We start from the raw sequence: 13,238 nt of genomic DNA, 5'->3' as shown, positions 1-13,238 counted from the left end.
GTCGCCGGGGGCGAGTGGCGGACCGCTGCCGCCCTCGATACCCCCCGCGGCCGGCCGGGTCGTGCCTACGGGCCCGGCCCAGCGCGGCCCCGCCGCGATCCGGATGGCTCCGCTCACGCCGCTCGCAGCGCACCGTATCGCCGTCATCGGTGGCGGTCCCGGCGGTCTTTACGCCGCCGCGCTGCTCAAGCGGCTCGACCCCGGGCGTGAGGTGACCGTCTGGGAGCGCAACGCCCCCGAGGACACCTTCGGCTTCGGTGTCGTGCTCTCCGACGAGACGCTCGGCGGCATCGAGCACGCCGACCCCGCCGTCTACGCCGCCCTCCAGGCGGAGTTCGTACGCTGGGACGACATCGACATCGTGCACCGCGACCGGCGCCACACCTCCGGCGGACACGGCTTCGCGGCGCTCGGGCGGCGCAGGCTTCTGGAGATTCTGCACGCGCGCTGCCGCGACCTCGGGGTCGAGCTCCGCTTCCGTACCGGGGCGCCGCCCGCCGCCACGCTCGCCACGGCGTACGACCTGGTCGTCGCGGCGGACGGCGTGCACAGCCTCACCCGCGAGGCGCACGCCGACGCCTTCGGGCCGAGCGTCACGACCCACCGCTGCCGGTACATCTGGCTGGCCGCCGACTTCGCCTTCGACGCGTTCCGCTTCGAGATCGCCGAGACCGAGCACGGCGTGATGCAGCTGCACGGCTACCCCTTCTCCGCGGCCGGTTCCGGCGCGTCCACCGTCATCGTCGAGATGCGCGAGGAGGTCTGGGAGGCGGCGGGCTTCGACGGCCTCGACGAGCGCGAGTCCACCGACCGCTGCGCCAAGATCTTCACGGAAGCGCTCGGCGGCCGCCCCCTGCGCGGCAACAAATCCGCCTGGACAAACTTCCGTACGGTCGTCAACTCCCGCTGGTCGCACGGCAACACGGTCCTGCTGGGCGACGCCGCGCACACCGCCCACTTCTCCATCGGATCCGGTACGAAGCTCGCCGTGGAGGACGCCCTCGCCCTCGCCGCCTGCCTCCAGGAGCACCACGACATCCCGAGCGCCCTCCAGGCGTACGAGACGGAGCGCCGCCCCGTCGTCGAGTCCACTCAGCGGGCCGCCCGCGCCAGCCTGGAGTGGTTCGAGCGCCTGCCCGACCATCTCGACCAGCCGCCCCGCCAGTTCGCGTTCAACCTCCTGACCCGCAGCCGCCGCGTCACCCACGACAACCTCCGCCTGCGCGACGCCGACTTCACCCGCTCCGTGGAGCGCGAGTTCGGCTGCCCGGACGGTACGCCCCCCATGTTCACGCCCTTCACCCTGCGCGGCCTCACCCTGCGCAACCGCGTCGTGGTCTCCCCGATGGACATGTACTCCGCCGTGGACGGCGTCCCCGGCGACTTCCACCTGGTCCACCTGGGCGCCAGGGCGCTCGGCGGCGCGGGCCTTGTCATGACCGAGATGGTCTGCGTCAGCGAGCGCGGCCGCATCACACCGGGCTGCGCCGGCCTCTACACCCCCGAACAGGCCGACGCCTGGCGGCGGATCACCGACTTCGCCCACACCCAGGCGCCCGGCGCGGCGATCGGCGTACAGCTGGGCCACTCGGGTCGCAAGGGTTCGACGAAACTGATGTGGGAGGGCATCGACGAGCCGCTGCCCGACGGCAACTGGCCGGTCTCCGCGGCCTCCCCGCTCCCGTACAAGCCGGGCAGCCAGACCCCGCACGCACTCTCGCGGGCCGGACTCACGGAGATCCGCGAACAGTTCGCCGCCGCCGCCCGCCGCGCTGACCACGCGGGCTTCGACCTCCTCGAACTGCACTGCGCCCACGGCTACTTGCTGTCGGGCTTCCTCTCGCCCCTCACCAACCACCGCACGGACGCGTACGGCGGCTCCCTGCCCTCCCGCCTCCGCTTCCCCCTCGAAGTCTTCGACGCCGTCCGCGAGGTGTGGCCGGACGGCAAGCCGATGACGGTCCGGATCTCCGCCACCGACTGGGCCGAGGGCGGCACCACGGCCGACGACGCCGTCGCGATCGCCCGCGCCTTCGCCGCGCACGGCGCCGACGCCATCGACGTCTCGACGGGCCAGGTCGTCGCCGAGGAACGCCCCGCGTACGGCCGCTCCTACCAGACCCCGTACGCCGACCGCATCCGCAACGAAACGGGCATCCCCGTGATCACGGTCGGCGCCATCTCCTCCTGGGACGACGTCAACTCCCTCCTCCTCGCGGGCCGCACGGACCTCTGCGCTCTCGCCCGCCCCCACCTCTACGACCCCCACTGGACCCTGCACGCGGCTGCCGAGCAGGGATACGCGGGCCCCGGCGCGATGTGGCCCGTCCAGTACCGCGCAGGTAGCCGTCGCCCCCAGACGGGCCGCACGGACGCGCCGAAACCGCGGCTCTCACTGGGGAGTTGAAGCGGACGTCCTCAGCTCCCCTCGGGCGGCGACACGTACCGCGCACCGGCCTCCCGCAGCCACCCGTCAAGGCCCGCGAACACCGCGGCCGACCGCGCGCCCGGCCAGTCCCGCGGCAGGAGCGCCGCGGCCAGGCCCGGGTCGGCGTAAGGGAGTTGGCGCCAGGAGTCGAGGGCCAGGAGGTAGTCGCGGTAGGCCGCCTCGGGAGGCGGGGGAGCGTCTCCGCGGGCCTCCCAGGAGCGCAGGACCGGCTCGTGGCGGTCCAGGAACGCCTCGTGCCGCTTGGCCAGGGCGGCCAGGTCCCACCAACGGGCCACCGCCTCCGCCGTCGCGGCGAAGCCGAGATGCTCGCCGCGGAACAGATCTACGTACGCGGCGAGTTGGAGGCGCTCCAGAGTATGCCTGGTCTCCTCGTACAGGTGCGCGGGGGCGATCCAGACGCCGGGCGCCGCCGTGCCGAAGCCGAGGCCCGCGAGGCGGGAGCGCAGCACATGCCGCTTGTGCCGCTCCGCCTCGGGCACGGAGAAGACGGCGAGGACCCAGCCGCCCTCCCGCGTCCCCGCCGCACCGCCGTAGATGCGGCGGTCGCCGTCCTCCAGGAGCTGGCGCGCGTCGGGGGAGAGCGCGTACCCGGCCGCGCCCGCCTCCGTGCGCGCGGGCACGAGGAGGCCGCGCCGCTTGAGCCGCGACACCGACGAACGCACCGACGGCGCGTCGACGCCGACCGGCGCGAGGAGACGCACCAGCTCGGCCACCGGGACCGGCCCGGGCGCCGCCCGGCCGTAGGCGCCGTAGAAGGTGACGATCAGGGACCGTGGACTGTGCTGCTCGGACACGTGATCACTCTACGTTCCCCAGCCCACCAGCCACCCCCGCCGCCCCCGCCGCTGGTTCTGCCGCCGGACCCGCTGCCGACTCCGCCGCCGACTCCGTTGGCGCCGTCGCTGATGGCTGCGCCGTCGGGTCTGCTGGCGCCCCCGTCACTGACACCACTGACGCCGTCGCCGATGGCTGCGCCGCTGGTTTCGCTGATGCCGTCGCCGATGGCTGCGCCCTGGGATCCACCGATGCCGTCGCCGATGGCTGCGCCGCCGGGTCTGCCGGCGCTCCCGTCACTGACGCCGCCGACGGCGCCGCTGGGTCCGCCGGTGCCCCCGCCGCCAGGCCCCCCGCACTCTCCCCCCGCAGCCGGAACCTCTGCAGCTTCCCCGTCGCCGTCCTCGGCAGTGCGTCCAGGAAGACGATCTCTCGCGGGCACTTGTAGGGGACGAGTTCCCTCTTCACGAAGGCGCGCAGGCGGTCCGCGTCACGTGGTGTGCCCTCGCGTGGTACCACGTAGGCCACCACCACCTGGCCGCGCAGCTCGTCGGGGCGTCCTACGACCGCCGTCTCGGCGACGTCCGGATGGCGCAGCAGCGCCTCTTCCACCTCGGGGCCCGCGATGTTGTAACCGGCCGAGATGATCATGTCGTCCGCCCGCGCCACGTAGCGGAAGTAGCCGTCGGCGTCGCGGATGTACGTGTCGCCGGTGAGATTCCAGCCGTGGCGTACGTAGTGGAGCTGCCGCTCGTCGGCGAGGTAGCGGCAGCCGACCGGTCCGCGTACCGCGAGCAGCCCCGGCTCGCCGTCCGGCACCGGCGCCCCGGAACCGTCCACCACGCGCGCGTGCCACCCCGGTACGGGGCGCCCCGTCGTACCCGGCCGGATCGCCTCGTCGGCGGCGGATATGAAGATGTGCAGCAGCTCCGTCGCGCCGATGCCGTTGATGACGCGGTGCCCGGTGCGCCGGTGCCAGGCCTGCCAGGTCGCCGCGGGCAGGTTCTCGCCGGCCGAGACGCAGCGGCGCAGTGAGGAGACGTCGTACGCGTCGAGCTGCTCCAGCATCGTGCGGTACGCGGTCGGCGCGGTGAACAGCACCGTGATCCCGTGCCGCTCGATCGCGGGCAGCAGCTGCTTGGGGGCGGCCTGTTCGAGCAGCACCGACGAGGCGCCGAAGCGCAGCGGGAAGATGACGAGCCCGCCGAGCCCGAACGTGAAGCCGAGCGGGGGACTGCCCGCGAACACGTCGTCCGGGACCGGCTTGAGGATGTGCCGCGCGAAGGTGTCGGCGATGGCGAGCACATCGCGGTGGAAGTGCATGCACCCCTTGGGGCGGCCCGTCGTGCCGGACGTGAACGCGATGAGCGCGACGTCGTCGGCCGCCGTGTCCACCGCCTCGTACGCGCGGCGCCCGCCCTGCCGGGCCGCGCGCGCCAGCAGGTCGTCGGGGCCCCCACTGCCGTACGTGGTGACACTCAGCCCCGGCACACCGGCCTTGACCAGGTCGTCGACCGACCGTATGTCGCACAGCGCGTGCCGCACCTCGGCGATCTCGCACATGGTGGCGAGCTCCGGCGCCCGCTGCTGGGCGAGGACGGTCACGGCGACCGCGCCCGCCTTCATCACCGCCAGCCAGCAGGCCGCGAGCCACGGCGTGGTGGGCCCGCGCAGCAGTACCCGCTGCCCCGGCCGCACGTCCAGCTCGGCGCTCAGCACGTGCGCGATCCGGTCGACGTGGCCGCGCAGGACGCCGTACGTCCAGGTCTCGCCGGACGCGGAGTGGAAGGCGGGCCGCTCCGGGCCCAGCCGCTCCACCGTCCGGTCCAGCAGCTCCGTGCCACAGTTGAGGCGGGCGGGGTAGTGCAGCTCGGGGCGGTCGTGGACGAGGGCGGGCCACTGTTCGCGCGGGGGGAGACGGTCCCGGGCGAAGGTGTCGATGTGGCCGGATGGTGTCAGCCCCGGGATGCCGTTCGGTTCCATGGCGGCTCTGCCCCCTTGCCTGCCGGTCGGGCGCTGTGGTGGGCTCGCCCCACGAGCGTATCGTGATGGTGACGGCAGTCAACGGTGCGCGATAAAGGAGGGGCCCGGGATGGCGACATCGGCGACATTCTCGCTCGACCCGGAACAAACCGCCTGGTGCGAGGAGCTGCGCGGGCTCGCGGCGGAGCGGCTGAGGCCGTTGGCGGAGAAGGGGGAGCCGGGCCGAGTGAACCGGCCATTGGTCGAGGCGCTGGGCGAACTGGGCCTGCTGGCACGCCTCTTCGACGACGGATCCACCCCCCACCCCGGCCGGGGAACCGGCGCCCTCGATCTCTGCCTGATGCGCGAGTCCCTCGCCTACGCCTGTACGGAGGCCGAGACCGCCCTCGCGCTGCAAGGCCTCGGCGCGCACCCCGTGCACGTGCACGGCACGGCGGCGCAGCGGGAGCGTTGGATGCCGCCCGTCCGCGCCGGGCGCGCCGTCGCGGCGTTCGCGCTCTCCGAGCCGGGCGCGGGGTCCGACGCGGCGGCCCTGTCCCTGGAAGCGGCGCCGGACGGGCCTGACGGATGGCGCCTCACCGGCGAGAAGTGCTGGATCTCGAACGCCCCCGAGGCCGACTTCTACACCGTCTTCGCCCGTACGTCCCCGGGCGCCGGCGCCCGCGGCGTCACCGCCTTCCTCGTCCCCGCCGACCGCGCGGGCCTCACCGGCACGCCCCTCGACATGCTCTCCCCGCACCCGATCGGCGCGCTCGCCTTCGACGGCGTACGGGTCGGCCGCGACGACGTACTCGGCGAGACCGACCGCGGCTTCCGGACCGCGATGACCACCCTGAACCGGTTCCGGCCGAGCGTCGGCGCGTTCGCGGTCGGCATGGCGGCGGCGGCGCTGGACGCGAGCCTCGCGCATACCGCGGAGCGGGACGCGTTCGGGGGGAAGTTGAAGGACCTCCAGTCGGTCGCCCACCAGGTCGCCGAGATGGCCCTGCGTACGGAGGCGGCCCGCCTGATGGTCTACGCGGCGGCTTCCGCGTACGACCGTGAAGGCGCCGGGGCCCCCGGCGGCGCGCGGCGCGCGGCGATGGCGAAGCTGTTCGCTACGGAGGCGGCGCAGTACGTGGTCGACGCGGCCGTCCAGCTGCACGGTGCGTGTGCGCTGCGGCGCGGGCATCTTCTGGAACACCTCTATCGCGAGGTGCGGGCGCCTCGGATCTATGAGGGGGCGAGTGAGGTTCAGCGCGGGATCATCGCCAAGGAGCTGTATGGGTGACCGCCGGTCGGGTGTTCTGCGGGTCGGCGGTGGCTGGTCGCGCAGTTCCCCGCGCCCCTGGGGCCGCGGCTGTGTGGGTCGGCTGTGGTTGGTCGCGGAGTTCCCCGCGCCCCTGGGGGAGCCGGGCCCCGTCCGTGTCTGCGGGTCGGCGGTGGCTGGTCGCGCAGTTCCCCGCGCCCCTGGGGCCGCGGCCGTGCGGGTCGGCCGTGGTTGGTCGCGCAGTTCCCCGCGCCCCTGGGGGAGCCGGGCCCCGTCCGTGTCTGCGGGCCGGCGGTGGTTGGTCGCGGAGTTCCCCGCGCCCCTGGGGCCGCGGCCGTGCGGGTCGGCCGTGGCTGGTCGCGCGGTTCGCCGCGCCCCTGGGTGGGCATCCGTGTCGCCCATTCGTGTCCGTCTCGTCCACGACCGAGGAGTCCCGGCCCCATGGCCCTGCACCGTGTCAATCCCGCCGAACTCTCCCCGCCCACCGGCTTCTCGCACGCCGTCACCGCGACCGGATCCCGTCTGGTCTTCCTCGCGGGGCAGACCGCTCTGGACGGTGACGGCAAGGTCGTCGGTGTCACCCTGCCCGAGCAGTTCGAGCGGGCGCTCGCCAATCTGCTCAGCGCCCTGCGGCACGCGGGCGGCACCCCCGCCGACCTCGCCCGCGTCACCGTCTACGCCACGGACGTCGCCGACTACCGCGCGCACGCCCCCGAACTGGGCGCGGTCTGGAGGAGGTTGGCGGGGCGCGACTACCCCGCGATGGCCGTGGTGGGCGCCGCTCGTCTGTGGGACGATCAAGCGCTGGTGGAGCTTGACGGGGTGGCGGTCCTCGACTGACCGGGGCGCCGTGGAGGGGTGGGGGCATGCCGCAGATCGGGACCGGCGTCGGAAGCATCGCGTACGAGGACACCGGCGGGGATGGCGTTCCGCTCGTGCTGCTGCACGGGCCCGCCCAGGACGGCTCGGTCTGGCGGCACGTCGTGGACGAGTTCGGCACCGAGTTCCGCTGCGTCGTGCCGACCCTGCCCTACGGCAGCCACCGCACCCCGCTGCGGCCCGGCGCCGAGCTGACCCCGCGCACGATGGCCCTGCTCATCGGCGAGTTCGCGGACGCCCTGATGCTCGGCGACGAGACGGTGTTCGTGGAGAACGACGGCGGCCGCCTCCAGCAGCTGGCCGCCGAACGTCCCGACCGGGTCGGCCGGTTGGTGATCGCGGGCTGTGAGGCGTTCGACAACTACCCACCCCGCGCGGGCGGCAAGATGATGGTGGCGGCCGCCAGGATTCCCGGCGGCATCGCGGCGATGGCGCACGGCCTCGCGCTGCGCCCGGCCCGCCGCATCCCCGGCACCGGCTACGCGGTCATGGCGCACAGGCCCGTGGCGCACGACCTGATCGACCGCTGGATCGAACCGCTGCGCAAGGACCCGGCCGCCCGCCGCGTCCTGATCCGCTATCTGAGGGCGGCGCATCCTTCGGAGATGATGGAGGCCGCCGAGGGCCTGCGCTCCTACGACCGCCCCGCGCTCGTGGTGTGGGGCAGACAGGACCGCATGATGCCGCCCGAACACGGCCGCAGGCTGGCCGAGTTGCTGCCCCGGGGGCGGCTCGTCGAACTGGACGACTGCCGCACGCTGATCCCGCTGGACCGCCCCGCCGGCCTCGCCGACGCGATCCGCGCCTTCGTCGAGGAGACCACGCCCGGCGGGCCTCCGCTCACCCCCGCCTCCGCCCACACTCCCTGACCGCCCGGTCAAGTCCCCCGCGTCGAGGCCCGGTTACGGGGTACCTGGAGACGGCCGCGGCCAACCGGGCCGAGGCGAGTCTGGAGGGGTGAACACGTGCGTGCGACCAAGGTTTCAGGTGTCATCGGGATCATGGGACTCTCGGCCGCTCTGCTGACGGGGTGCGGAGACAGCGACGGCGGTGACGGCGGCGGCTCCGACAAGCCCTTCGCCAAGGACAGCGCCGACCAGATCGCGGCCAAGGCCGTCGAGGCCACCAAGCAGGCCGAGTCGATGCGCCTCAAGGGTGACATGCGGCAGGCCGGCGGGAAGTCGGTGAGCGTGGACCTCGCGGTCGACCAGGAGAAGAACTGCGAGGGGACCGTCGACACGGCGGGCGCCAAGGCCGAGCTGCGGCACACGAACGCGACGCTGTATGTGCGCGGCAACGAGCAGTACTGGAAGAACTCGCTGAAGAACCAGCCCGGCTCGGACAAGGTGCTCGCCAAGGTCACCGACAAGTGGGTCAAGATGCCCGCCGACGACGCCTCGACCTCCGGCCTCTGCGACAAGCAGGGCCTGGTCGCCTCGATGGACGAGGACAAGTCGACCCGCAAGGGCATGAAGAAGGGCGACACCACGTCCGTCGACGGGAAGGAGGCCATCACTCTGACGAAGAGGGCCTCCGGGGGCGAGACCCACACGCTGTACGTCGCCACGGAAGGCAAGCCGTACATCCTGCGCAGCTCCGTGAAGGGCGGCGACAAGCCCAACGAGGCGACGTTCACCGACTACAACAAGCCCGTGACCCCGAAGGCTCCGGGCAAGGGCGACACGGTCGACCTCAAGGAACTCGCGGCCTCGGGCCAGTAGCGCGCAGGCCAGCGGCGGGCGCGAGTGTGGGCGTGGCGTGGAGCGCCACGCCCACCCGGAACTCAGATGTCCCGGAACGTCTCGATCTGCGCCCCCACCGAGTTCAGCCGCTCCGCCAGATCCTCGTACCCGCGATTGATCACGTACACGTTGCGCAGCACCGACGTGCCCTCCGCCGCCATCATGGCGAGCAGGACGACCACGGCGGGGCGCAGCGCGGGCGGGCACATCATCTCGGCGGCGCGCCAGCGGGTCGGGCCCTCCACCAGGACCCGGTGCGGGTCCAGGAGCTGGAGGCGGCCGCCCAGGCGGTTGAGGTCCGTCAGGTAGATCGCGCGGTTGTCGTAGACCCAGTCGTGGATCAGCGTCTTGCCCTGCGCCGCCGCCGCGATGGCCGCGAAGAACGGGACGTTGTCGATGTTCAGGCCGGGGAACGGCATCGGGTGGATCTTGTCGATGGGCGCCTCCAGCTTGGAGGGGCGCACCGTGAGGTCGATGAGGCGGGTGCGGCCGTTGTCCGCCGCGTACTCCGCCGTGCGGTCGTGGTCGAGCCCCATCTCCTCCAGGACCGCCAGCTCGATCTCCAGGAACTCGATCGGCACCCGGCGCACCGTCAGCTCGGACTCCGTGACGACGGCGGCGGCGAGCAGGCTCATCGCCTCGACCGGGTCCTCGGAGGGGGAGTAGTCGACGTCGACGTCGATGGTCGGCACGCCGTGCACGGTCAGCGTCGTCGTGCCGATGCCCTCGACCTTCACGCCCAGCGCCTCCAGGAAGAAGCACAGGTCCTGGACCATGTAGTTCGACGAGGCGTTGCGGATGACGGTCGTGCCGGCGCTGCGGGCGGCGGCGAGCAGCGCGTTCTCGGTGACGGTGTCGCCGCGCTCGGTCAGCACGATGGGCCGGTCGGGGGAGACGTCCCGCGCGACCTCGGCGTGGTACAGCCCCTCGGTCGCCGCGATGTCCAGGCCGAACCGGCGCAGCGCGATCATGTGTGGCTCGATCGTGCGGGTGCCCAGGTCGCAGCCGCCCGCGTACGGCAGCTTGAAGCGGTCCATGCGGTGCAGCAGCGGGCCGAGGAACATGATGATCGAGCGGGTGCGGCGCGCCGCGTCCGCGTCGATGGCGTCCATCTCCAGCTTGGCGGGCGGCACGATCTCCAGGTCGACGCCGTCGTTGATCCAACGGGTGCGCACCCCGATGGAGTTGAGCACCTCCAGGAGGCGGTAGACCTCCTCGATGCGGGCGACGCGGCGCAGCACCGTGCGGCCCTTGTTGAGCAGGGACGCGCAGAGCAGCGCCACGCACGCGTTCTTGCTCGTCTTGACGTCGATGGAGCCGGAGAGCCGGCGTCCGCCGACCACCCGCAGGTGCATCGGCCCGGCGTAACCGAGCGACACGATCTCGCTGTCGAGCGCCTCACCGATACGGGCGATCATCTCAAGGCTGATGTTCTGATTGCCGCGCTCGATGCGGTTCACGGCGCTCTGGCTGGTGCTGAGCGCCTCGGCGAGCTGCGTCTGTGTCCAGCCTCTGTGCTGCCGGGCGTCACGGATGAGCTTGCCGATGCGTACGAGGTAGTCGTCTGCCATGTTTCGCAGGCTATCTCAGATATGAGATGAAGCGCGCGCTGGGGTGAGCCATATGGGGAGCGGCCCCACGGATGGCCCGTTCGGGAACGCGACCGCCCTCCGTACGGGAGTTCACCCGCGCGGAAGTCACCCACAACCGCACGAACCGTGCCGCCCACCGTGCCGCCCACCGTGCACCGACGCGTACGCCGTGGGCCGGGGCCCCGCCGCCGCCCGCGTCACTCGGGCGGCGGCCGCGCGTCCTGCCGACGACTGTGCGTCGTGCACCACTGTGCCCCCGACGAGCGTGAGGCGCACCTCGGCGGAGCTGATATCGGCCACCGGACACCGCGTCACATCGCGGCCGGGCGCGCCGAGATCGGCCATCGAGCCCCGCTCGACAGTGCCGGTGACATGGCCGGTACGGAGTTGACGCGCGGTGCCCAGGGTGTGCATGAGCAGGGCGGACGTACGGCTGAGCCCTTCCTCTGCGCGGTAGAGGTCGCCCTCGCCGTCCATGCCCTCGCGGTCGATCGCGGTCCGTATCCGGTTCCAGACCCTGAAGAGGGTCGACCGGCCGGTCCGAGCCACCCGCGAGCGCCGCGCGCCGCTTGAGGAGGCTGCGCGCCGGGTACTGCCACCGGTGGCGCGCGGCGCCGATGTAGGGCAGCAGGGCGTCCACGGTCCAGGTGTCACGGGCGGCCCACTGGAGCTGCATGCACGCGACGACACCGAGCGCGGCGAACCGGGCGGTGACGGCGGCGTACGGACGGTGGTGCGCGGAGCGCCGGGCGGCCCCGCTGATCGTGCCGTTCGAGGTGACCGACGATCAGGGGCACGCGTTCGACGCGCTGTTGCGGGGTCCGGACCGCCCCGACGCCGTCTACGCGGCGTACGACCCGGGCTGCGCGTCCCGGTGTTCCCCCAGGTCGGCGCAGGTCAGCAAGGGCTGGGTGAGAGTGGTGGGCACGGTGGTGGACATGGTGCGCGTCTCCTTCGCGGGGGCGATGTCACGGCCTGGCCGCCGCGATCGTCGTGTGTAGGTGACGGGGAACGACAGGAAAAGGTGACCGATGGACGGGCAGCAGACAGTGGCGGGCGGGCAGCAGGCACTGGCGGATCGCCGGCAGGTACCGGCGGGCGGGCAGCAGGCACTGGCGGAGAGATTCGAGGCGCACCGGGGGCAGCTGCGCGGCGTCGCCTTCCGCATGCTCGGCTCGCTCAGCGACGCCGACGACGCCGTCCAGGAGGCCTGGCTGCGGCTCAGCCGCGTCGCCGACGCCGACGGGATCGAGAACCTCACGGGCTGGCTCCGCACGGTCGTCTCGCGCCTCTGCCTTGACATGCTGCGCTCCGCCGCGGCACGCCACGAGGAGGCGGTAGGCGGCCGACTCCCGGACCACATCGCGCAATGCGCGGGCGGCGACGCCGACCCCGAGGAGGAGATCCTGCTCGCCGACTCCGTGGGCCGCGCGCTGCTGGTGGTCCTGGACACGCTGGGCCCCGACGAGCGCGTCGCTTTCGTGCTGCACGACCTGTTCGCCGTGCCGTTCGCGCAGATCGCGCCCGTCGTGGAGCGCAATCCGGTCGCCACGAAGAAGCTGGCGAGCCGCGCGCGCCAGAAGGTCCGGGGCACGCCCCGCCCGGCCGCCTCCGGCCTCACCGGGGACCGGCAGGTCGTCGAGGCCTTCCTGGCCGCCGCCCGCAGCGGCGACCTCGAAGCGCTGCTGAGGGTGCTCGCCCCGGACGTCGTACGCAGGGCGGACCTCGCCGCGCTCCCGGCGGGCCGGTCGGCGCTGATCCGCGGGGCCCGTGCCGTGGCCGAGGAGACGGTGCTCCTCCAGCGCAACGCCCGCTTCGCCGAGCCCGCGCTCCTCAACGGCACCGTCGGCCTGATCGTGGCCCCGCACGGCCGGCTGCTCCTGGCCCTCCTGATCCGGGTAGAGGGCGACCGCGTCACCGCGTACGAGGTGGTGGCCGCCCCGGAGCGCCTGCGCGCACTGCACGTATCAGTACTCCCACCAAGGGCCCGCACGGATCACGGAAGGCCCTGCCTCAGGGACCCATGGCCCGGCGGCGCGACGGGGGATATAGCGTCGCGATCATGAGACCGCTGACCGATACCACCACCGACCAGGCGCCGGCTGATCCGGCCGCCACCGACGACATGCTGGCCACCCAGCCCATCGGCTACTGGAGTGGCCTCGCCCACGCGGCCGTCACCCGGCATCTGCGTGACGCCATGGCCCGGATCGACGTCACGCAGCCGCAGTACTGGGTGCTCAACGTGGTGAACGGCAGACCCGCGGCGCCGAGCCGCGAGGAGGTCGTCGTCCAGCTGACGCCCCTCGCGGACGGGCCGCACGAGATCGCTCGTGTCATCGACCAGCTGCTCCACCGCGGCTGGCTCCGGACCGACGCCGGGCAGCGTCTGCGGCTCACCGACGCCGGGGAGGCCGCCAGGGTGCGGCTGCGCGAGCTGGCGACCGAGGTGCGCGCCGTGGTCCACGAGGGCATCAGCGACGAAGAGTACGTGGCCGCGCTCAAGGTGCTGCGCAGGATGGTCGCCAACGTCGAGGACGACGGGGACTCCTAGGTTCTGCCTCTTCGGT

Annotated in this window: 11 protein-coding genes and 1 pseudogene; 8 read left to right on the top strand and 4 right to left on the bottom strand. The window is 73.0% G+C overall.

From position 1 onward, the window contains the following. The first annotated feature begins 103 nt into the window (after nucleotides 1-103). Nucleotides 104-2,407 (top strand): bifunctional salicylyl-CoA 5-hydroxylase/oxidoreductase, encoded by a 2,304-nt coding sequence (locus tag ACWDVB_RS01195; protein ID WP_451513452.1) that lies wholly within the window; start codon nucleotides 104-106, stop codon nucleotides 2,405-2,407. Between the two features lie 11 nt (nucleotides 2,408-2,418). Here ACWDVB_RS01195 and ACWDVB_RS01190 read toward each other — a convergent pair whose 3' ends face one another. Together ACWDVB_RS01190 and ACWDVB_RS01185 are read right to left on the bottom strand one after the other, a co-directional pair. Beyond that, nucleotides 2,419-3,243 carry a PaaX family transcriptional regulator gene (locus tag ACWDVB_RS01190; protein ID WP_451513451.1) on the bottom strand — a complete coding sequence of 275 codons (825 nt, stop codon included), beginning with the start codon at nucleotides 3,241-3,243 and terminating at the stop codon, nucleotides 2,419-2,421. A gap of 346 nt (nucleotides 3,244-3,589) precedes the next feature. Further along, a pseudogene (locus tag ACWDVB_RS01185) lies at nucleotides 3,590-5,206 on the bottom strand (AMP-binding protein); the annotation flags it as partial. Nucleotides 5,207-5,315: 109 nt separating this feature from the next. Between ACWDVB_RS01185 and ACWDVB_RS01180 the strand changes: the two are divergent. From ACWDVB_RS01180 to ACWDVB_RS01165, 4 genes are all read left to right on the top strand, one after another. Next, nucleotides 5,316-6,476 (top strand): acyl-CoA dehydrogenase family protein, encoded by a 1,161-nt coding sequence (locus ACWDVB_RS01180; protein ID WP_451513450.1) that lies wholly within the window; start codon nucleotides 5,316-5,318, stop codon nucleotides 6,474-6,476. 420 nt (nucleotides 6,477-6,896) lie between these two features. After that, the gene (locus tag ACWDVB_RS01175; RefSeq protein ID WP_451513449.1) at nucleotides 6,897-7,295 is read left to right on the top strand and encodes a RidA family protein; all 399 of its coding nucleotides are present in this window, start codon (nucleotides 6,897-6,899) and stop codon (nucleotides 7,293-7,295) included. A gap of 26 nt (nucleotides 7,296-7,321) precedes the next feature. Then, nucleotides 7,322-8,203, top strand: a complete 882-nt coding sequence (locus tag ACWDVB_RS01170) for an alpha/beta fold hydrolase (RefSeq protein WP_451513448.1) — start codon at nucleotides 7,322-7,324, stop codon at nucleotides 8,201-8,203. 132 nt (nucleotides 8,204-8,335) lie between these two features. Beyond that, the gene (locus ACWDVB_RS01165; RefSeq protein ID WP_451513447.1) at nucleotides 8,336-9,055 is read left to right on the top strand and encodes a hypothetical protein; all 720 of its coding nucleotides are present in this window, start codon (nucleotides 8,336-8,338) and stop codon (nucleotides 9,053-9,055) included. Between the two features lie 62 nt (nucleotides 9,056-9,117). Here the strand turns inward: ACWDVB_RS01165 and ACWDVB_RS01160 are convergent, their stop codons facing one another. Both ACWDVB_RS01160 and ACWDVB_RS01155 read right to left on the bottom strand, forming a co-directional pair. After that, the gene (locus ACWDVB_RS01160) at nucleotides 9,118-10,647 is read right to left on the bottom strand and encodes a helix-turn-helix domain-containing protein (protein ID WP_451513446.1); all 1,530 of its coding nucleotides are present in this window, start codon (nucleotides 10,645-10,647) and stop codon (nucleotides 9,118-9,120) included. Between the two features lie 126 nt (nucleotides 10,648-10,773). Further along, nucleotides 10,774-11,217, bottom strand: a complete 444-nt coding sequence (locus ACWDVB_RS01155) for an amidohydrolase family protein (protein WP_451513445.1) — start codon at nucleotides 11,215-11,217, stop codon at nucleotides 10,774-10,776. Nucleotides 11,218-11,342: 125 nt separating this feature from the next. Between ACWDVB_RS01155 and ACWDVB_RS01150 the strand changes: the two genes are divergently transcribed. Genes ACWDVB_RS01150 through ACWDVB_RS01140 form a run of 3 tightly spaced genes read left to right on the top strand, consistent with a single transcriptional unit; the run spans nucleotide 11,343 to nucleotide 13,222 of the window. Continuing rightward, nucleotides 11,343-11,669, top strand: a complete 327-nt coding sequence (locus tag ACWDVB_RS01150; RefSeq protein WP_451513444.1) for a hypothetical protein — start codon at nucleotides 11,343-11,345, stop codon at nucleotides 11,667-11,669. A 30-nt stretch (nucleotides 11,670-11,699) separates the two neighbouring features. Beyond that, on the top strand, nucleotides 11,700-12,734 hold the full coding sequence (locus ACWDVB_RS01145; protein ID WP_451513443.1) for a sigma-70 family RNA polymerase sigma factor: 1,035 nt from the start codon (nucleotides 11,700-11,702) through the stop codon (nucleotides 12,732-12,734). Continuing rightward, entirely contained in the window at nucleotides 12,731-13,222 is a 492-nt protein-coding gene (locus tag ACWDVB_RS01140; RefSeq protein WP_451513442.1) for a MarR family winged helix-turn-helix transcriptional regulator, read from the top strand. The genes ACWDVB_RS01145 and ACWDVB_RS01140 overlap by 4 nt, the downstream gene beginning before the upstream one ends. Nucleotides 13,223-13,238 lie beyond the last annotated feature (16 nt).

It is taken from the genome of Streptomyces sp. NPDC003379, assembly GCF_053589195.1.
Note: the sequence above shows the minus strand (reverse complement) of the source record. Positions and strands in the feature narration are given on the sequence as shown.